The sequence below is a fragment of the Gluconobacter sp. Gdi genome (genome assembly GCF_014132155.1).
Taxonomy (GTDB): Bacteria; Pseudomonadota; Alphaproteobacteria; order Acetobacterales; family Acetobacteraceae; genus Gluconobacter.
On record NZ_BLJQ01000002.1, the window covers coordinates 115,055 to 136,375 of the forward strand.

The 21,321-nt window shown below is 50.1% G+C and carries 13 protein-coding genes; 7 read left to right on the forward strand and 6 right to left on the reverse strand.

Annotated elements, in window-relative coordinates; translation table 11 throughout:
• The first annotated feature begins 62 nt into the window (after positions 1 to 62).
• Both JN414_RS04465 and JN414_RS04470 read left to right on the forward strand, forming a co-directional pair.
• Positions 63 to 1,979: a S9 family peptidase gene (locus JN414_RS04465; protein WP_202206885.1), complete on the forward strand. Its 1,917-nt coding sequence runs from the start codon at positions 63 to 65 to the stop codon at positions 1,977 to 1,979.
• Positions 1,980 to 2,227: 248 nt separating this feature from the next.
• Positions 2,228 to 3,277 (forward strand): aldo/keto reductase, encoded by a 1,050-nt coding sequence (locus JN414_RS04470; protein ID WP_202206886.1) that lies wholly within the window; start codon positions 2,228 to 2,230, stop codon positions 3,275 to 3,277.
• A gap of 38 nt (positions 3,278 to 3,315) precedes the next feature.
• Here the strand turns inward: JN414_RS04470 and JN414_RS04475 are convergent, their stop codons facing one another.
• Entirely contained in the window at positions 3,316 to 4,611 is a 1,296-nt protein-coding gene (locus tag JN414_RS04475) for an MATE family efflux transporter (protein ID WP_202206887.1), read from the reverse strand.
• A 300-nt stretch (positions 4,612 to 4,911) separates the two neighbouring features.
• Between JN414_RS04475 and flgE the strand changes: the two genes are divergently transcribed.
• From flgE to htpG, 4 genes are all read left to right on the forward strand, one after another.
• Positions 4,912 to 6,171 carry a flagellar hook protein FlgE gene (flgE, locus tag JN414_RS04480; protein ID WP_202206888.1) on the forward strand — a complete coding sequence of 420 codons (1,260 nt, stop codon included), beginning with the start codon at positions 4,912 to 4,914 and terminating at the stop codon, positions 6,169 to 6,171.
• A 25-nt stretch (positions 6,172 to 6,196) separates the two neighbouring features.
• The gene (gene flgK / locus JN414_RS04485; RefSeq protein ID WP_202206889.1) at positions 6,197 to 7,720 is read left to right on the forward strand and encodes a flagellar hook-associated protein FlgK; all 1,524 of its coding nucleotides are present in this window, start codon (positions 6,197 to 6,199) and stop codon (positions 7,718 to 7,720) included.
• A gap of 2 nt (positions 7,721 to 7,722) precedes the next feature.
• Complete coding sequence (locus JN414_RS04490; protein ID WP_202206890.1) at positions 7,723 to 8,790, forward strand: flagellin; 1,068 nt, start codon at positions 7,723 to 7,725, stop codon at positions 8,788 to 8,790.
• 67 nt (positions 8,791 to 8,857) lie between these two features.
• The gene (gene htpG, locus JN414_RS04495) at positions 8,858 to 10,723 is read left to right on the forward strand and encodes a molecular chaperone HtpG (RefSeq protein WP_202206891.1); all 1,866 of its coding nucleotides are present in this window, start codon (positions 8,858 to 8,860) and stop codon (positions 10,721 to 10,723) included.
• Positions 10,724 to 10,809: 86 nt separating this feature from the next.
• Here the strand turns inward: htpG and JN414_RS04500 are convergent, their stop codons facing one another.
• From JN414_RS04500 to JN414_RS04510, 3 genes are all read right to left on the reverse strand, one after another.
• Positions 10,810 to 11,673 carry a helix-turn-helix domain-containing protein gene (locus JN414_RS04500; RefSeq protein WP_202206892.1) on the reverse strand — a complete coding sequence of 288 codons (864 nt, stop codon included), beginning with the start codon at positions 11,671 to 11,673 and terminating at the stop codon, positions 10,810 to 10,812.
• A 151-nt stretch (positions 11,674 to 11,824) separates the two neighbouring features.
• Entirely contained in the window at positions 11,825 to 15,232 is a 3,408-nt protein-coding gene (locus tag JN414_RS04505; protein WP_202206893.1) for an AAA family ATPase, read from the reverse strand.
• Positions 15,232 to 16,464 (reverse strand): DNA repair exonuclease, encoded by a 1,233-nt coding sequence (locus JN414_RS04510; protein ID WP_202206894.1) that lies wholly within the window; start codon positions 16,462 to 16,464, stop codon positions 15,232 to 15,234. Before JN414_RS04510 ends, JN414_RS04505 begins: the two co-directional genes overlap by 1 nt.
• Before the next feature lie 91 nt (positions 16,465 to 16,555).
• Here JN414_RS04510 and JN414_RS04515 point away from each other — a divergent pair, with 91 nt between their 5' ends.
• Positions 16,556 to 17,959 carry a discoidin domain-containing protein gene (locus tag JN414_RS04515; RefSeq protein WP_202206895.1) on the forward strand — a complete coding sequence of 468 codons (1,404 nt, stop codon included), beginning with the start codon at positions 16,556 to 16,558 and terminating at the stop codon, positions 17,957 to 17,959.
• Between the two features lie 18 nt (positions 17,960 to 17,977).
• Here the strand turns inward: JN414_RS04515 and JN414_RS04520 are convergent, their stop codons facing one another.
• Together JN414_RS04520 and JN414_RS04525 are read right to left on the reverse strand one after the other, a co-directional pair.
• Positions 17,978 to 18,484 (reverse strand): DUF892 family protein, encoded by a 507-nt coding sequence (locus tag JN414_RS04520; RefSeq protein WP_202206896.1) that lies wholly within the window; start codon positions 18,482 to 18,484, stop codon positions 17,978 to 17,980.
• Positions 18,485 to 18,644: 160 nt separating this feature from the next.
• A complete protein-coding gene (locus JN414_RS04525; protein ID WP_202206897.1) occupies positions 18,645 to 21,134 on the reverse strand; it encodes a TonB-dependent receptor in 2,490 nt (829 codons plus the stop codon).
• Between the last annotated feature and the right edge of the window lie 187 nt (positions 21,135 to 21,321).

Below are 21,321 nucleotides of genomic sequence, written 5' to 3' on the forward strand. Positions count from 1 at the left end.
CGAATATGGCGGAAGGCAAAACCGCCAGCTACGATATTAGGACATCAGACACGGGATGAAAAATGACTGAGCTTTGCCCCCCTCACGTAGCCGGAAACTGGCCCTCCTGGGTTGGCCCTGAACTCGTGGCTGGCCGCACTCTTTCTTTCTCTGAACTCAGAACGGTTGAAGACTGGGTATTCTGGCAGGAGACCCGACCAGAAGAGCAAGGCCGCACGGTGATCGTCGGACGACGTCACGATGGAACACTCGTAGACCTGATACCGCCAGAGAGAACTGTCGGAACCCGTGTTCACGAATATGGTGGAGGAGCGTGGGATGTCCGCCTGAAAAACGGATATCCAGAAGTTGTTTTCAGTGATCGAAAGGTTGGCGGTCTGTGGTTCAGTAACAGAGAGGGCATGTTTCAGGCGTTATCTGGCGATCGTGCACCGGAAATGCGTTATGCTGATCTGACATGGGATACAGCCGGAGACGGTGTTTTCTGTGTTCGTGAAACGCATGACGAAGGTCTGCCAACAGCGGCGCTTGTCCATGTATCACAGTCGGGCCAGGAAACGGTTCTGGTAGACGGGGCTGATTTCTATGCAGCCCCTCGCCCCTCGTTGGATGGTGCCTCTCTGGCTTGGTTCTCCTGGCAGAATCCGGAAATGCCATGGACAGTCACCCGACTGTCTGTGGCACCTATTGATCGACCTGGCCTCAAGCTTGGACGAGCCATAGATCTGAGTGGTCAGACACCCTGCAGCATCATTGAACCGCGTTGGGGAGCAGATGGTTACCTCTATGCGACATCAGATGCTCAGGGCTGCTGGACGCCTGTTAAATTCGTGCATGATCAAACGGGATGGAAAGAGCAGTTTTTCCCAGAGGCTGGAGCTGAGATTGGTCTGCCGCATTGGGTCTTCGGACAAAGAACACTCACACCACTGCCTGACGGTCAGCTTCTCGCATTAGGAATTCGGGAAGGCCTCACTGGCGTTCTGCTCTTTGCAGATGGACATTGGAAAACTGTTCAGATGGGAGCGCCCGTCAACGTTCCAGAACGTCTGTCGAATGGACAGTTTGCCTGGATTGATGCCCCCGAAAACGCTCCACCTGCTTTGGCTATTGGTGACATGGATGGGAATTTCGAGCGTTTTCGCTCAAGTGTTGTGCTGCCTGATACGATTACGTCTGACGACATTGCCAAGCCTTCTCTGTTCTCTTTTCCAACAGCCGATGGATCGAAGGCATACGCGCTCTTCTATGAACCAGCGAGCAGCACGTCGCATCTAAAAGAAGGCGAAAAACCGCCTTTGGTTGTTATGGCTCATGGTGGTCCAACAGGGCGTGCCAATTCAGGCTTTGCTTTCAAAGTGCAATGGTGGACCTCCCGCGGTTTCGCTGTTCTTGATGTCAATTACCGCGGTTCAACAGGGTTTGGTCGCAAATACCGGGAAGCTCTAGACGAACAATGGGGTGTTGCAGATGTCGAGGATTGCCTGGCCGGTGTTCAGTCTCTGATTGAACAAGGTCTGGTTGATCCAACACGCTGCGTTATTCGCGGAAGCAGTGCGGGAGGCCTGACGGTTCTGTCAGCACTGGCACAGTCTGATCTTTTTGCGGCAGGCGCCTCTCTTTATGGCGTTACCGATCTAAGGGCCTTGGCAGCAGAGACGCATAAATTCGAAGCACGCTATCTGGATGGTCTGATTGGGCCTTATCCCGAAAAGGAAGCTGTGTATCTGGAACGTTCTCCTCTCACACATGCAGAGAAAATTTCCGTTCCTGTCCTGTTCCTGCATGGTGGTGCTGACAAGGTAGTGCCTCTCGCACAGGCTGAAGCCATGAGAACAAAACTGGCACAGTCTGATCTCCATGTTTATCCGGACGAAGGTCACGGTTTTAGAGCCCGTGAAGTTGTCGAAGATGCTCTTGAGAGAGAGCTGAGATTTTACCGAACTGTTTTTGCCACATCCGCTGATCCGGCCTTATGAATAAAGAAATCAAAATAGAAGACTTTATAAAAATTCGATTTTATTCCGGAATGGTGTGTCTAAATGTTCTGAATAAGAAATATTCAATTGGAAAGAATGAAATTGCTTTGCCGCGGGCGGCGCAAACATCATGCATGCCCTGCCCTTGCGTTTGATCCCGGCACAGGAGAGACTCAGCTTAACCGGTTGCGCATTTATCTGTTGGATGCGCAACCTGACATCCAAGAAATCATCTCATCGGACCTTCTATGAAACATCGCAAACTTGGACGCACCGGTCTTCAGGTCAGTGAAATCTGCCTGGGCACAATGACTTTCGGTCAGCAGAATACGGAAGCCGAAGGGCATGCGCAGCTCGATATGGCGCTCGATCAGGGGATCAATTTTATTGATACTGCTGAACTTTATTCCATTCCCCCACGTGCTGAGACCTATGGCGCGACTGAGACCATTGTTGGAAGTTGGCTAAAAGCTCGCGGCGGCCGTGACAAACTTGTTATTGCGAGCAAAGTTGTTGGACGCAGTTCTTCACCGTGGTTTCGGCCCGGCGGTGAGGAAGCCCGTTTGACGCCAAAGCAAATTCACTATGCTGTTGAAGGCTCTTTGCGACGTCTGCAGACGGACTATCTTGATATTTATCAGCTTCACTGGCCAGACCGTAAAATCGGATTGTTTGGTGAAGGTGGGACGACGTTTCGGGACGTGGCGGCAGCTAATGAAGTTCCGATTGCTGAAACTCTTGGCGCATTGGGTGATCTGGTCGCACAAGGTAAGATCCGTCATGTCGGTGTTTCCAATGAAACAGCGTGGGGTGTCTCACAATTCCTTGCGGCTTCGCAGAATGGTGGTCTTCCGCGGCTGGCATCCATTCAGAACGCCTACAATCTCATTAACCGGACGTTCGAAATTGGTCTGGCAGAGATGTGCCTGCGGGAAGATGTCGGGCTTCTGGCCTACTCTCCGCTGGCTCAGGGATATCTGACGGGGAAATACCTGAACGGAGCACGCCCTGCTGGCGCGCGCACCACGCTCTTTAATCGTGGTCAGCGTTACGAGAAGCCCGGTGTGGATGCTGCCATTGAGGCCTATCACGCATTGGCCCGTGAGGAAGGACTGGATCCGGTTCAGTTGGCTGTGGCTTTTGTGACGTCGCGTCCGTTCGTGACATCCAATATCATTGGGGCCACCAGCACGGATCAGCTTCAAACAATTCTGGACTCAACCCGTCTACAGATCACGCCTGAACTGGAAGCCAAGATCAACGCCATTCACCAGGTGCATTCAAACCCCGCTCCCTGAATTTCAACGATGCGGGCATGAGATCATGCCTGCATCTGTCAGGGGGCTGTGTGCGGCCCGAGCCGTCCAATGACGCGGAAAGCCGTCAGAACTGCAAACGTGCCAAAAATAACGACACCAAGAGACTGCCCAACGAGAATACCAATAGGGCCATAAGCTGAGCCGAACCACACAAACGGGATGGTTCCCAGTGTGGCGCGTCCCCAGTTGAAGCCGGTTGAATAGAAAGGGTGCCCAAGGTTGTTGAACGCCGTATTGGCGACAAAAAGCAGCCCGACGAACATATAGCTCAGGACCAGCCAGCAACAGAACAGGCGTACGATTTCCGCCCCAATACCCTGAACGTTGAAAAGCTGGAGAATGACATTGTGCCCGGCAGCAAGAACAAACCAGGTGGTTCCAACACAGAGCGCTGTCAGCTTCAGTGCGGCCATCAGGGCTTCACGCACCCGATCAAATTGTTGGGCACCAAGGTTCTGCGCCATGATGGGTCCGACAGAACCTGTCAAAGCAAAAACCAATGAAAACGCAACAGGCACAATGCGGTCGATAGTTGCCTGCCCTGAAACAGCATCCAGCCCAAACTGTGCCATGGCATGAGTTACGAACAGTGCGCCTGTTGGTGTGGCGAGATTGGTTGCAATCGCCGGGACGGCAATGCCGCCAATTTTTCGCATGGCAGGCTCAAAGGCTTCTTTCTTTGGCCATTCCAGCATGGCGTGCCCCCGAAGGTTCAGGAAGCCGCTCGCTGTAATGGCACATCGCGCCAGAATGGTGCTGATGGCTGCACCTTCCAGACCGAGATGCAGCACAAAGATCATCAAGGGGTCCAGCAGAGCTGAAACAAGCGCACCTGTCAGGGTAATGCGCATGGACCGTTTGGCATCACCAACTGCGCGCAACAGAGCTGACAGAGCCATTCCCAGACACACTAATGGAAGAGCTGGCGACACTATGTGCAGGAAGGTCGCAGCGTTTTCCAAAGCTGCTCCCTGAGCTCCAAGCAGCCTGAGAAGTGGCGTGGCAAAAACCGCCGTGAGCGTGCCGAGAACGGCCGCGATGCCAACCATGACAGCAATGAAAGCAGATGCGAGACTTCGGGCCTCCGCATGCTGGCGAGCGCCGATCAGACGACCAATGCAGGCGCCAAGTCCAATGGTCATTCCAATGGATACTGAAATCTGAAGAAAGCTTAGAGACGTCGCAAAAGCGATGGCAGCCGTCAGGGCAGAATCATGCAGGTGGGAGATGTAGAAGTAGTTCAGAAGATCGACAGCAAAAACCGCCATGAGGCCAATGGCCCCGGTTCCCGCCATGGTGATGACATGACGCATGATGCTGCCATGTACGAATCTCGCCGGCTTTATGGGAGAATCGTCAGGAATTCTGGGCTTGGATGGGTCATCTGATGGTACTGGCATGTCGGCATATACTGCCTCGTCCCGTGACAAAGAACCAGTGCCTGAAGTGCTTTGTTGGGAAGGTTTTCTGTCTGCCAGAAAGGAAAGGGAGCGTGGGAAGAAGAAGGAGGTTTTCCGCGAGTGTAAGGGTTTCGTTAACGCATGGTGTGGAACTGTCAGGTCAGATAACACCCGGGCGTGAGGCCCGAAGCCCAGTTTCTGCCGGAGTCCGCCATGTCGATCATCAATTCTCTCAACACGGCTGTCAGTGGCCTCAATTCCCAGTCACATGCTTTCAGCGATCTCTCCAACAATATCGCGAATAGTCAAACGACAGGATATAAAGCTGCAACAACAAGCTTTGCCGATTATGTGACGAGCAATGATCTGGCAAGCGACGGGGAGTCACTGAGCGACAGTGTGGCTGCGACAACCAGGCAGCATACTGACAATCAGGGTATGGTTGTTTCTTCCACAAATACGCTGGCGCTCGCAATTTCAGGCAACGGATTCTTCAACGTTGTCCAACCCACAGGAAGCACGACATCCAGCACAGCGCCGACGTTCAGCAGCCAGCAGTTTTATACGCGAAATGGTGACTTCTCACAAAATAACCAGGGATATCTGGTCAACACCTCGGGTTATTATCTGGAAGGGTATCAGGTGGGTTCAGAGGGCGCTTTGAGTAGCACTCTGTCACCTATAAAAATCTCTGATTCCGTTGCATTTCAGCCGACCAAGAGCACAACTGTTTCTCTGTCTGCTGCGATTGGCAGCACCTCTGGGGCAGAAGGAACCAATACATCTACGGCAACAGCCTATGACAGTAAGGGAAATGCTCAGGAGGTGAGCCTGAACTGGAACCAATCCTCCACGGATCCCTTGGTTTGGACTGTCAGTAATTCAGCAGATTCGAGCAATTCAGCCACAGTGAAGTTTAACAGTGATGGTTCTCTGGCGTCTGTAAATGGAGCGTCCCAGTCTACGGGTTCAGCGGCAACCTTTTCATATACGGGGCTGCCGCAGGATATGACTGTCAACCTGGGAACCATCGGGAGCACGTCCGGTGTGAGCCTGGCAACAGACAGCAGTAATTATAGCACCAATCCCACAATGACGACGGACAGCGTCACAAGCGGTACCTTCACGGGTCTGTCTATGCAAAGCGACGGGTCTGTGATGGCGACATTTGATAATGGGCTTTCCCAGCTTCTTGCAAAAATACCGCTCTCGACGTTCGCAGATCCTAATGGACTCTCTGCCCAGAACGGGCAGGCTTATACAGCAACGGCGTCATCTGGTGCACCGACAGTCAATGCAGTGAATACGAATGGGGCAGGGACGCTCAGCACCAGTTCCACTGAAAGCTCGACGACAGACCTGACCAGCGATCTTACCAAACTTATCGTCGCGCAGCAGGCTTATGGAGCGAATACAAAAATCGTGACCACTGCAAATCAGCTTCTGCAGACCACTTTGGCGATGATTCAGTAAGACCGGGTGAGGGGAACTCTATATCATGGGGCTGACTGATTCACTTTCAATCGCCGTCTCTGGCTTGCAGGCCGTCCAGTATGGAATGTCTACGGCTTCCCAGAACGTGGCCAATGCGTCTACTGCAGGTTACATCAAAGAAGTCGCAAACGTTCAGTCTGTCGTAAATGACGGGACGGGCGGCGGCGTACGACGCGCAGCAACCAGTCTGGCTACAAACGCACATATCCAGACTGCTTTATATTCCCAGAATTCAGATGTTTCCCAATATACGACAACAAGCAACGCGCTCTCTGTCGTCACGGCTCTACAAGGTTCAACCTCTGCAGATTCTGGTAGCAGCGGGACACTTTCTGATCAGTTGGGAAATCTTCAGTCAGCTCTTATTTCTTTGACCAGCTCCGCGTCCAGTTCGACCACCCAGAGCACAGTTATTTCTGCGGCCAATAGTTTTACCCAGTCGTTGAACACTCTTGCAGACACTGTGCAGGAGCAACGTCAGAACGCACAGGATAGTGTTGTCTCGTCAGTTTCGGATATCAATACCAACCTGACGACTATTGGCTCTTTGTCTACCAAGATCATGGCTCTTAAAGGGCAAGGGCTCGATACTGCGGATATTGAAAATCAGCGCTTTACGGCCTTGTCATCGCTCTCCAGTGAATTGGGTGTGAATTGGAAGGTTTCCTCCAATGGAGACATGTCCATTACCACGGAAGACGGTGTCACGCTCCCTACACACAATACGTCTTCGGGTTCAGCAGATGCCATTTCGAGCACGTGGCCTTTGACGACAGCCTCAGCGCAAATTTCAACCAGTATGAGCTACCCGGGTAACTCCGACGCTAATGCGATTCCAGCAATTACGCTGAACGGAAAAGATATTACTGGTCATCTGACGGGTGGAAGCCTCGGAGCTGATATAACGCTGCGAGATATCACGCTCCCAACGATGCAAGCGCAATTTGACTCTCTAGCCTATACCGTAGCCAGCCGCTTCGATGCGCAGGGCATGTCTTTATTTACAACATCAAGTGGCAATATTCCCGATGCGTCCCAGACGTCCATTGTGCCGCGGGGAAGCGCTGGTTTTGCTCAGAATATTCAGGTTTCCCAGTCCTATCAGGACGATCCATCGCTTCTTGTATCTGGTGAGACCGCAAGTAGCAGTGTTGTCCAGAACATTCTGTCTTATGCGTTTGGAACCACTCAATCAGATGGCACAGGACAAGTAGCCGCCCCTACCAATAATTTAGGTGTGACGGGGAAATTGTCTACCGGATATAGTGGAAGTCAAAGTCTTGTGGCTCTTGCGACGTCTTTGACAGCCAACCAGGCCGCGACAGCTAATAACGCAAGTAGCAGTCTTTCTTTTGCACAAACAACGCAGACCAATCTCTCTTCAAGCCTGGCAGGAACATCAACTGTCTCTGTCGATACTGAAATGGCAAATATCGTTACACTACAGAACGCCTATTCAGCCAATGCGAAAGTTATTTCTTCCGTACAGTCCATGTTCACCGCCCTTTTAAACGCTGTTGGAAGCTGATTATGACTGGAATTACGGCATCTTTTGGTTATAGCGGATTATCGAATCAACAGACGCTAAACCTGGCTTCGTTATCCCAGATAAAAGATAATCTTCAGGAACAAGCTTCTACGGGCGTGAAATCCAGCAACTACGCCCAGCTTGGAGACACACGTGCGCAGGCGCTGGCGCTTCAGCCTGCAATCACTCAGGTTTCGTCCTGGAACTCCAACGTGACCATGGCACAAAACAGATTAACGGTCACGCAGAGTGCAGTCAGCCAAATTTCGACGATCGCAGATAATTTGAATGAGACACTTTCAACCCTTGTTGGGAATGTTTCCTCAACGTCCATAAGCTCAGCGTCCGAGCAGGCTAAATCAGATTTATTATCCTTGGGCAACCTGCTGAACATGCAGGAAGGCGGAAGTTATATTTTTGCAGGGTTACAGTCTTCTACTGCCCCCGTAAGCACCATTCTAACTAACTCTAATCTCTCGTCTTCTATACAGGAAGCTGTACAAAGCATGGGAAATGGTGGTGCCTCAGATGTTCTGTCTGAGACGCTTTCTCTGGCGGGACAAACTAGCCAAAATCAACCGTTTTCCGCAGCGCTTTCGACTAATCCGGTCACAGCATCCCAGCAAAACCTGAAAATTACTGTTGGGAGTAATCAAACGGTCTCCGCAGGTATCGTTGCGACACAAGGAAGCACTTCTTCGAAAACATCAACAGGCTCACCAATCCGGGATCTCATACGAAACCTGATGGTGGTTGCTGCTCTTGGTTCTGATGATGCAGGGACCGCAGATCATACACAGCTGGTTCAAGGATTACAGACGACGAATGCCGGTGTCATCGAAGGGCTATCCGATATCAGTGGGGGCCTTGGAATACAGCAGAACAGCTTGACCAGTCAGAGTACGATGCTGGCACAGATGAAAGCCGCTCTGACCACCCAGCTTGGAACCGCAAAAGATGCAGATCTGGCGCAGGTTTCCGTCCAATTGAATGATACCAGCAATCAACTCCAGGCATCATATTCCATTATCGCAAATATGAAGGGTATGACGCTTGCAAGTTATCTCTGAACTCTGTTGAAAAATTGACCCTGACGTCGCATATCTTCGTTACTTTCCTAAGAGGAGATTGGTGACGATGAGTGCAACGCAAGGCCAGCCGGAACAGCATGAATTCAGTGCAGAGGTGGGGCGCCTGCTCGATCTTGTCGTGCACGCGCTTTATTCGGATCGAGAGATTTTTCTGCGTGAACTTGTTGCGAACGCAGCAGATGCGACGGACAAACGTCGGTTTGAAGGGCTGACGAATTCTGCTCTCGCTCTTCCAGAAAATGCGTCAATTCGTATTGCTCCGGAAAAAGACAAGAAAGAGTTGGTCATTTCTGACGATGGCGTGGGAATGACACATGATGAACTGGCTCAAAATCTAGGTACGATTGCCCGTTCAGGCACACGCGCTTTCGGTGAAAAACTAAACGCAGCCAAAGCTGAAGATCGCCCAAGTCTGATTGGTCAGTTTGGTGTTGGGTTCTACGCGGCGTTCATGGTTGCCGACAGGGTGGATGTGACGTCCCGCAAGGCTGGGGCAGACGAGGCCTGGACTTGGTCTTCAGACGGGAAGGGCGCTTTTACCCTGACGCCTTCCACCCGCTCTACGCCTGGCACTGACATTGTTCTGCATATGAAAAGTGATGCGGAAGAGTTTCTGGATAGCTGGCGTCTTCGGTCGATTATCCGCAAATGGGCCGACCATATTTCCTGGCCGATCACCCTGCGTGAGGTTAGTGAAGACGGAACAGTCGAAGAAAAAGCTGCCAACGAAGGAACAGCCTTGTGGCGCAAGCCGAAGGCTGAAATTACGCCTGAGCAATATACGGAATTCTACAGGCACATCGCGCGTGCCTTTGATGAGCCTTATGCAACTATGCACTGGCATGCAGAAGGGACGACAGAGTTCACAGCCCTTCTGTTTCTCCCCAGCGCTCGACCATTTGATTTCATGGAACAGTCTAGGGAAAGCAAGATTCACCTGCATGTTCGCCGCATGTTCATCACGGACGATGCAGATCTGCTTCCCAATTGGATGCGCTTTGTCCAAGGCGTAGTCGATACGGAAGATCTTCCGCTCAATGTCTCTCGTGAAATGCTGCAGGCAACCCCAGTTCTTGCTCGTATTCGCAAGGCTGTCACGAAACGGGTTCTGACAGAGATTAAAACTCGGGCCAAAGATGCAGATGCTGGATTTAACGCATTTTGGGAAAACTTTGGAGCTGTTCTGAAAGAAGGTTTGTGGGAAGATAGCGAACACCGTCAGGAAATTGCTGGTTTCGCACGGTTCCATACCACTCATGATGACAATCTAACGACGCTTGATGATTATATCTCGCGCATGAAGGATGGACAGGACGTTATCTACTTCCTGACGGGCGATAACCTTGAGGCTTTGAAGGCATCCGCACAGTTGGAGGGCTTCCGAGCCCGTGGACTGGAGGTTCTTCTCCTCGCGGATCCGGTAGATGCATTCTGGCCAGGGCGACTGCATTCATACAACGACAAAATTTTGCGGTCAGTCGTGTATTCTCATGGAGATCTTGAGAAGTTCCCTACGGACAGTGAGGAAACAGTCGAGGCAGCCAATGTAGACACCCTTGTTCCTGCGTTGAAGGAGGCTTTGGGTGATGCAGTGAAAGATGTTCGTAGTACGGTTCGTCTTACGGATAGCGCGGTCGTCATGACTTCTGAGGGCGGACCAGATCTGGCCATGCAGAGGTTAATGCGCCGGTCAGGCCAGGCTCTTCCAGAAACACTGCCCATTTTGGAAATTAATCCTCGTCACCCTTTGATCAAAGCTTTGGCTCAGCGTGTCGAGAATAAAGAAAACATTCAGGATCTTGCACGCGTGCTGTTGGATTTGGCTCGTGTTCAGGAAGGTGAACCTTTGCCAGACCCGACAGGTTTTGCCCGGCTGCTTGCAAAGCTGCTTGCTGGTACTTCTGCTACTTAATTGAGTGCTAGTAGCGGTCTGGACAGAAAAAAAGGCGGAAGATTACTCTTCCGCCTTTTCTAGGTAATTGGGTGACGAGTAATACTTTATCCTGTCAGTTTCTTCTGACGAAATTCCCTAGGCGAAAGTCCAAACTTTTGACGGAAGCGCCTTGAGAAATGAGCTGCATTTCTGAAGCCATGTTTGGCAGCGATCTCGGCGATGGTCATGGAAACGTAAGTGGAAGACTGAAGGTCTTTGTAAATCCTTTCCAATCTCTGGCTCAAAATCCACCCCGAAACAGCATCTGGTTCTCCATCAAAGAGTTGGTAAAGTGCTCGGGAAGAAATGCCATAGGCATCTGCAATGCTTTTTGGCGTCAGATCGGGTTCTTGCAAACGGCTTTCGATGTAGGATCGAATGTGTTTCTGGCGATGTCTACGTCGGCCTGCAACGCTGAGTTCCAGATCTAGAGAATCCAGAAGGGTTGTGATCAGAAGATCTGTCAGATGTTTGAACAGACGCGTTTGAGTCTGAGAAGGAGAGGCTTCTAAGGCGCCTTCAAGAATTAATTCACAACACGTGAAGAGAAAACGACCAGGTCCCGAGTGGACCTCAAAATGAACAACAGGCAGGCCGGACAACACGGGCAGGTGATTAAGCAGAACGCTTTGTGTCACAGATATAAGAATGTTGTCCGTAATTAAATTTTCATGCTCAGGACGGAACACCTCAGAACTATAAGATCTTCTGAGGTGTTCGCGATCTATATACAGGTTTCCACCGTTTTCTCGCGAGATTACGAAGAGAGCTTGTCCATTTTTGAAGTATGGAAAAAGGCTCTCGGGCATTTCTTGGAGGGAGCGTTGTTGTCTTTGGACAACCGGTTGCAAGCCAGAGGATGGAATGGCAAGCGTCGCAAGAGGAATGATGCGAGCGGGCAGCTCTGGGGAATGCCCTTTTTGGGTCATGGCAGAAACTCTAAGGAGCCTCCAGAGGAACACAGGAGTAGTCTGCTATAACGAAATTACTCATGTAGTGGAATGAAAATATGGAATTTCGTTTCATGTCGGCAGATAACATCTGAAAGATATTTATAAAGTATTCCTCGGATAGGATAAATTAGAGAGTCGTAAGATGGCCGAAATTTTTTGCGATATAGGCAATATGTTCATGGTGTGTAAAGAATAATATTTGAGTTCTTTTTGCTATGGAGAAAAGAAGTTCAAGTCCTGAAAGAGACCTTTTCTCGTCGAATGTTATAAAGAGATCGTCAGCGATAAAGGGAAGCTGAATGCCACGATCTAGAGACTGTTCTACGGACGCAAGGCGGAGTGCCAGATAAAGTTGATCTCGTGTACCTTCGCTCATGGCATGCACCGAGACGAGGGAGGATTCATCGGCAAGGAGACCAGATAGAGTCAGGTTGTCTGTTCCCGTGTCTTCCAGGGCAATCCCTGCATAGCGATGTTGTGTCAGATGTGAAAACATGGCCCCCGCTCTTTTCAACAAGGGGCCATGAGTCTCCTGACGCTGTTTTTCTACGAGACGACGTAACATCAGGCTTTGAAGGCGAAGAGAGACATATCGTGCTGCGCGATCGTTCAGGTCGGCTTCGACTTCCTGTATTTGCTCAGCCGTTTCATGCGATCCACTTTTATCCTCTAGGGTTTTTAAATTCTGACGGGCATCCCATAATTTTTTTTCAATTTCAGAATGCCTTTGTTTCAGAGAAAGATTCTGCTGTTCCAATTCATCCGACTCTTTTTCAAGGGTTTCGGGATCAGCCTGTTTCGCTTCTGATAGAAGAGTTTCCAGAGAGCGCCCGTTACCTGCAGAGAGAATAATCGCTTTCAGTTCTTCACGTCTTTGAAGAAGGTTGGCACGATGTCTGAGTTCGGTAGCGACACTATACAGGCCTTCTCCGAATGGAATTTCAAGCCGCGATAAAATTGGAGAAAGGGTCTGCTTTAGTGAAGTAAGTCGTGCATTGGTCGCGTCAAGTGTTTCCAGAAGTGTTGCCCGCTGCGCCATAAATTCTTCGCGTTTTCGTTCTGTTTCCTGAGCCTGTTTGAGTGAAGCGCACAATTCATCCAATGAGGTCGTATTATTTTTTTCGAGAACAAAATTGAGTGAATTTTTGAACTCTAGGATATCCGTATTATTTTTAAGCTGTTCGCTTTCTTCATTTTCCAAGCGAATTTGAATGGCTCGAGCTTCCTGTACATCCCCAAGGTCAACTTGGCGGGGACCAGCAGGATAGTGACAGGAGGCACAGGCTGTATCCCACTCGACTTGCCATAGGGCCAACTTATCCCGCAGCGCTTCAAGTTGATTTTCTTCAGCAGCAAGAGATGTTTCTAGTCTTTCCTGGGCCTGTTTTTTATCCCTAGCGGCTCTTAAACGATTTTCATACTCATCCTGGATATTTTGTGCATGTTGAAGACAGAGCGCAAAATTATCATTCTGAGTATCAGATATATAAGGTACTAACTCTTTGAGTGCCGAATGCTTTTGTTGCTGCTTTTGCTGCAGAATTTCGTAAACTCGATTCTGATCCTCTGATTTTGAAAGAGCATCGATTCTGGCATCACACCAACCGAGAAATTCTGCAGGCGCAAGTTCGGGCAAGCCGAGATATTTTAATTTCGCATACCAAGATTGCTGCCGAGATATCTGGTCTGATTTAATAAGAGAAACGGTTCTTTCAGCCTGCTCAATTTCTATTTTTATTGTGGTAATTTGCTGGCTAAGATCGTTTAATCGAGCAGACTTCTCAGCATATGCGTGCCGCCGATCCGCAAGTGTATCTGCATTTTCAAGCAAAACCGAGAAAGCGTTTAGAACGGATGATTCGGGATGCTGCTTAGTTTGCAGGAGGCTTTGAATTGATTCCCAAGCCGCATTACGCATCTGCCGCGCGTTTAAGAGCGATTCAGGAGAAACGGCTTCTCCATTTCTTTCCAAGGCATCGTAATCAAAACTTTTCTTCGAGAAGTCTTTTTGGAGCGTTAAAAGAAGATCACGTTCTTTGAAGTGTCTATCCTCAAGCTCACGCCAGACAAGGCACTCAGCGTCAATGATTGTTTTTTGTAGAATAGGCAGACCGTCAAGCGCTCTCCAGCGCGTAGATGGATCGGCGGGAGTCCAGGGAAGGAGACGATCAAAAGCGGCATTAGTGGCATGAATGGCAGCTTTTAGCGCCTTTTGCAGTTCTTGAAGATCATCATCAATGGCTCCAAGGTTGCGCGCGTGGTTCAGGCTGGCTTTTAAGCGTTGAAGATCGATCGTAGAAACACTCTTGGGTCCGTCGGACAGGGACTTTATGGCATCTTGCTCTTGTCTCAATCTCGAGATGCGAAGTTTTATTTCCTGCTCAAGAGTAATGAAATTTTCCCGCTTCTGAAGCTTTTTGTTTAAAGCCTCCAATGCGGCTGCGCTGGGAAGGCGGCAAGGGGAAGCATGATGACGCGCCCAGAATTGCTCCAACCAGATTTTGTCATTTCGAATTCGACTTGTTTTTAAGTTCGTATCGTTTTCGATCTTATAAATAAGATCGTTTCTGTTTTCTAATGAAATGATTTTCTCGCCATCATTCAGAATGGCGGATTTGTCCGGGAGTGATTTGATATATTCCGAAACCGTTTCTAATCTTAACTTTGTTTCGTTATCAATAGAAGTTTGAGTTTTGATTTCAGAGAGGATGGCTTCGAAGTTGTCGCATTCAGGGCTGGAAAATTCTGGGAGTTTGGATCCGGAGAGTTGCGATTGCAGATCTAACAATTGAAGGTAGGGGATGCTGATGTTTCTGGCGCGGCTATTCTCTCGCTGCCGCATCAAGAGACGCTGTTGTTCCGCGTTGCATTCTGAAAGAGCCTGCTCTTCTTTCGCTTGCGCTTCACGGGCAACAATCAGGTCATGAGGAAGGACGGCATTGCTTCTCAAGGCTTTATTGAGTTCCGAAAGGTCGCGCTTCGTCTTGAGAATTTCTGACTTGCTGCTCCCTTTTCTCCATTGGGTACTCGTTTCTTTATCAAGAGAGGTCATTAGACCCCCCAGACCGCCTATTCCCAGACCTGCTGATAGAATTTGGAGGCCGGCGTCGTCTTTGAGGCGTCTCATTTCTTCCCCGCCCTCACGGAGCCGGGTGTGGTTAAGAGCCCATCCAGCTTCGAAGCTTTTTGCGTCCAGGTCTCCCATCCAGCGCTTTAGAAGGTCATCACTTTGTGGGGTGAAATCGTCTGGCTCATAGAAAGTCTGTGTGCGTGCCCTTCGGCGCACGCCCTCCAGAACTTCTCCTTCATGGCTTACTTTTCCACCCACTCGCAGAAGGGGGGCAGCACTCATCCAGTCTGCGCTGATGTGATGCGGAAACTGGAAAAGAAAATCCCTTATAGCTGCAAGCATTGTGGATTTTCCGGCTTCATTATGCCCATGAATGACATGGAAATCCGCTTCCGATTCAGGGAAGGCAATGCTGCGATTTTGAAAGCCGCCATATCGGAAGAGGTCAAGACGATCAAACCGCATCAGGTGGTACTTCCCATAAGTCGTGCTCGTAAGGCAGATCTGGCCTCTTCCAAGGGCCAGTTGCTATCGTCAGCCATTAATGCGCTTTTCTCTACGCAGCTGGGTAATGCAGAAAAAAACATTTCAAACTCTTCGGGGAGCATGGCCAAAAACTCAGGATCGCTGATTAACTCTGCCAAAGCGGCATCTACATCGTGCAGTGTCTTTGCCGATGGTAGAGACGTCGTCTTGTTCCGGAGTTTTTCCAGCGCAATCTGGTTCTGACCTGTGTCCAGAGAGACAGCTATGCTTCGTAAGTCGTCTTGCCAGCATGTAGATGCACAGAGACTGTCATGAAGGGAGGATGCACCCGTTAACGTGACCCGTGCAATAACAGTACGTCCCTCTGCCTGAGTAAGTGCCTTCTCCATGTACCGTCTTGCAGCATGATTAATGTCCTCCATGTCATGCATGTCGGCTATATCTATGACGATATGGGTCCAGCGTACGACGTCACATGCGAGCGGCGTAACAGACTGAACGATGTTATTTTCGACAGTCACAAGTACCGCACCACACGAGCCTGTTTCGCGGATATGCCGGCCTTGCAGTACGCCTGGGAAAACGATCCAGGGATGGCGACAGACAATTTGTTGGGCATGAACATGCCCCAGAGCCCAATAGTCGTAGTGTTTGGATGTAAGTGTCTCTATGGAGCAAGGAGCATAGGTTTCGTGTTCGCCGTAGCCTGAAAGAGACGTATGCAGGACGCCAATATTGAACCAACCTGGGACAGGTGCAGGATATGCTGGCGTCATGTCTTTCCGAACATGTCTGTCCCGAAAGCTTTGACCATGTAGGGCTACCTGGATGTCTTCCAGCCGCACAGTTTCAGGAGCATCGTAACTGAAGTGATCAATGCCCGGGGGACGGGGAAGTTCACGTGCGATGACAGACTGGGCATCGTGATTGCCTGAGAGAGTGATAACTCGAATTCCAGCATTCACGAGACGGCTGAGCGACTTCATCATGTAGAGGCCGGTGCTGACGTCCTGCCAGCTCCCGTCATACAGATCACCTGCGAGGATCAGGAAATTTACCTTCTCTTCAAGTGCGGTATCGATAAGACGATCAAGAGCCCGTCGCGTTGCATTTCGAATTTCTTCCAGTGGAAGGCCCTCATAGCGGCTTAGTCCTTTAAGGGGGCTATCAAGGTGAATGTCGGCAGCGTGCAGGAAGGAGAAGTTGGGCATGCCAACACTCTAACCTGAGAGCAGAGTCGAACGAAGAGTGTTTCAGAAGGAGGCCTTGACGAGGCGAGACGACCCACCCTATGCCGGATTTATGGATAGTTGGACGGCCTACGGTACTGCCCCTCGTGAAGTGATTGCTGGAGGAGGACAACGACTTTCTCCAAAGCATAAATTTTCCTTGGTAACTACAGTCCGTTGGGAAACACCGTATATTTTGGAATGGCTTACCTATCATTTTTCGATAGGGTTTGATCATGTCTATATATATTGCAATGATGATGATCCGGCCGAACTTTACAATGAAATTCTTCCTTTAACTGTTGGACAAAATCCTAAAGTGACATTCGTTCACTATGGGATTGTCGGTGCCCAGTTTCAGATGTTCTTTCATTATTTACGCCACTACTCGACTGAAACCGAGTGGCATATGTTTTTGGATGTCGATGAATTTCTTTGCCTAAAAGATTGCGATGATATCGGGAAATTTCTTGAAAAATTTCCTCCGCTTGATGCTCTTTACTTTAATTGGTCATTTTTTGGTCATAGTGGGTATAAAACCAGACCTAAAGGTGCTGTGCTAACCAATTATATACGTCGCGAAGATGGAGCAACGCCTTTTACAAAAATTCTTGTACGTTCAGCGATGGTTCCGTACGAGGCTATATTTGAGAACCCGCATGAAGCTATTCATCATAACCTTCTTACTGTAGCGCCAGATCTCAGGACAATTAATGTTCTGGGAGATTCCATGAATGGGTACTATGACAATTTTCCTGAAAAAGCCTGGGCATATCTGAAGGAGAACCAGCGTAACCGCGCCATCGTGGATGTGGCCTTTATCGCTCATTACAATATCAAGTCTGAACAGGATTTTGAGATCCGGGCGAAGCGGAGCGTTGTCGGAAATTTCATTGCTCAAAAAACCTGGCAGAGTATGACGCAGGCAGAACGGGCAGTTTTTTTCTCCATGACGAATGCCGTTCAGGACACCTATCTAGCTGATTACTGGAAGAAATTGTCCGATGCTCGGCTAACCTGCGTTTTCCCAATTTCTACTTGGCCGCTGCTGTCAGAAGGTTGTTCCGCAACACAATCTTCAACGTTTTCGGAAATTTCTTCAGAGGATGACGCGGAAGGTCCTCTCTCGGGACAAATTGGAAATTTTCCAGCTCACCATACTGCTGAAGAGAAGAATCCCTGGTGGCAGGTCGATCTTCAGGAAAAAGCCTGTGTTCATGAAGTAAGGCTGTTTAACCGACTTGATTCCGCATTGGAACGCGCAGCTAATCTGACGATTTCCGTCTCAACTGATGGAGAATCCTGGACTGAAGTGCATCGCAAAGAAGATGGACAGATTTTCGGTGGTGCCGACGGCACACCCTATATCTGGACAACCCCGGAAGGGGTTAAGGCAAGGTTTGTAAGGATTACAGTTCTTGGCGAAAAGACATACCTGCATTTCAGCCAGGTCCAGGTTTATGGGAACGTTGACTGAAGCCCAAAAAATATAGTCTCAATGGTTGAGGAGATATTGTGTAACGATATCTGGAAGGTTCTCTTGCAGCGTTTCAGTCGAGGCTACTTCTTCACTACGGAGGCGCTCTAAAAGAGAAAGATCGCTGCTAAAACCCAGTCGATCTGCCAGGATCATAAGTATATTCAAAGATGCGATTTGATGAGCGCGGTAACTCACGTCTGTAAGAACGTTCTTGAGAAGATTACTTTCCTCGCCGGTGACCAGCAGACTGGAGACAGTGCTGAGAATGGAAGAAACCGTCTCATGGGTCGCGGGTGTGTGCCTGCCATGCCGGCTAAGAATCGCCGTAATGTCGCTGACATGCTGTCGGCGCAGGATGAGATCCTGCTTCATCTGGGCACTGACACTTCCATAGCGCTCACAGAATGGCAGTTCTGAAAGAACGGTTTCGATGGCTTTGGTCTCGATCGCCAGATGGTCCTGCAACCGCTCCAGATAAATATCCAGTGCTGTTGTTTCTGTGGACTTGGTTCTGCCAGCCATTGGTTTCCTCTAGCGTCACGATGACGGGATCTGAGCCTATATCTGTTCATGGCGAGTGAACTGTCAACGTCATGATCAAAATTGGAGAGCGGCATAAAAAAAAGTCCTCATGCCAAAGGCTGGCACGAGGACTGAATAACGCGGCGTCTGGTTCTGAATATCAGAAACCGGCGCTTACACTCGCAATAGCGGCGAATGGAGCTGCAATCGCATATGTTGGAGCAGAACCGCTGATAGTCTTGCCGAAGATACCAGTCTGCTGTTTTGCGTTGGTCTGAATGCCCTTGACGAAGCCCAGGTAGGCCTTGTCCGACAGATTGGAGAAGTTAATGCGAACGTTCGGAGCCTGCAAAAAGCCAAGGTTGCCGAAGCGATAGCCGATGTTCGCGTTCATCAGGACATAGCCCGGAATGGACTGGTCGTTCATGAACGTGGAGTACTGGCGGGACACATACTTCAGGTTGTAACCACCGAACAGATGGCCATCGTCATAATCAAGGTTGAAGCCAACCTGGAACTTCGGTGTTTCCGGAGCGAATTTGCCCTTGGTATGGAGATAATCGATGCCAGAGCCGCTACCAGCCTGAAGGTTGCTGCCCAGGCGGGCATCAACATACTCGAAGGACACATATGGGCGGAAGTAACGGAAGATTGGCCGCGTACCAATTTCAGCATCTACGCCGTTTGTTGTCTGACCGCCTGCATTGACGTTGGTGGAGACAAAGTTCTGGCAGAGGCTATCCAAACACTGGCTGGATGACATCAGACGGTTCGTGAAATCATAATGGAAGTACGTGATGGACCCCATAATGGTTTTGCCAGTGTAACGGTATCCAACTTCTTCTGAAATCGAGATTTCCGGGTTCTGGTTTAGGTTTGCCTGAGTTGCGTAGGCATGGCTTCTGGCACTGTAAACGCCAGCATCATACAGGGCGTAATTGGTTGGCATCCGGAAATTAGTGGCACCAGAAACAAAGATCTGGTTTTCAGGGTTGATCTGGTAACGGATGGCTACTGTTGGTAGCGGTTCCTGATACGTATGGCTGCTATTTCGCCCTGTAGAGGTATCCGGCAGCATATTCGTCCCACTTCTCAGAACGATTGCGTATTTGAAGCCAGCATCAATGGTCAGCTTGTTGTTCAGCAGCGACAGTGTGTCACCAATGAACATCGTATGCACGCGTGTCTGTGTCAGGCTATCGCGGAATTGGTAAGTCTGGCCATTGGACAGGATGGCATTTGCATCGCTCCCCCAGACATTCCAAGGGTTACCATCAGCACCAACGCCCGTATAAGGTGCCTGCTGCGCCTGCTTGGAATATTCGAACCAGTAACCGACCATCAGGCGGTTGTTGCCTGTTGTCAGGGTGAGCTTCGTGACAGCACCTGGGCGATACGTCTTGGTCAGGGACGGGTTGTAAAGCATCCGCCGACCTCCCGCGCCGTTCAGGGAGCCTGTTACAGACTGCTCACCATAATTCAGGGAGTCCAGGTTCGTGTAGCGACCACTTCCGCCGCTGCCATCACCATACCAGAAATAAGGCGTTTCAGTCAGAACAAGATGGTCTGTCAGCTTAAAGGTTGACGGTGCGCTGGCATAAATATTGGTGAACGGGTTCTGATGGAGCTTGTAATAAGAAGCGCCATTGTCAGACGCGGAGGGATCGTAGGAGGAGTTCCAGACAGTATTGGAAATCGATTGACCCGCTGCGTTTCGTCCCGGAGCAACGTAGCGATCCTTAACCCCGCGGCCATAGGCATCCCAAGAGGCCTTGTTCACGTTCGGGGTCAAGTAGTTGTATAGTCGGTTCCCCACGATCGCGAGAGAGACGCGGTTTCCATCGCCCCAGTCGTTCACGATCTTGGTTTCTGCGTGCAGCTTGCGGTTTGTCGCATCGCTGTTGTTCACGCCTTCCGTGGCATAGGAGCCTGAGAAGTATGCGCGGAGATTGGTGTTACCGATTTTGCCCGTATCCAGGCGCAGAAAGCCGCGGGTGTAATCATAGGACCCGTAGCTGACTCCAAGACGACCACCACTCTTCATGGTGGGATCAATCATGTACATATCGACCACACCGCCGGTAGAGCTGATATGTGGGCTGTCGAGGTCAGCGGAGCCCTGGGCTACGCGAACGGTACGAAGGTTTTCGGAGTCTACGATTTCCTGAGAGTAAACCGCGAAGTTACCGATGTCGTTGATCGGAAAACCTTCGAGTGTAAAGCCGATTTGGGACTGATCCAGTCCGCGCATGCTCATGGAACTGCCCGTCAGGCCTGCAGGGTCACCAGACGAAACGTTTGCACCTGGAAGCAGAGAGATCAGCTGCATTGGGTCAGCGCCAGGAACCTGCTTCTCGATGAAGTCGCGAGAGACGGCCGAGACAGATTTGGCGCTATCCTGCTTCTCCATCAAACCACCACCCACGGCACGACGCGTTACGCCATCGAAAGAATGACGGCCGCTGACGGAGACATGCTCTTCATGCACATCGGTAGGAGCCGTACTACCCATCATGGATGGAGCAGCTACTTCCGTTTTCGGATGGGATTTTTGAGACTGATGTTTCGTATCTGAAACAGGCGCTGCAAGTGCTGGCAGTGTGCCAAATGCGATCAGCGCAGAGGTCGAGAGGAGGCGTGTAAGGCGCATCGTCTGTGGGGTCTTTCTCGGCCAGGTGGGGTTGGTATGGCTGAGAAAGACCATGGTTTGAAATGATCTTCAATCAGATGATGTCAGTCACACTATGACATTTAGTGTGTATGGTAATTTCGCAACAATGCAGTCGTTCGGAAGCTATTTATAGAGCGATAGCTGTATGCTTTGTGACAGTTTAGAG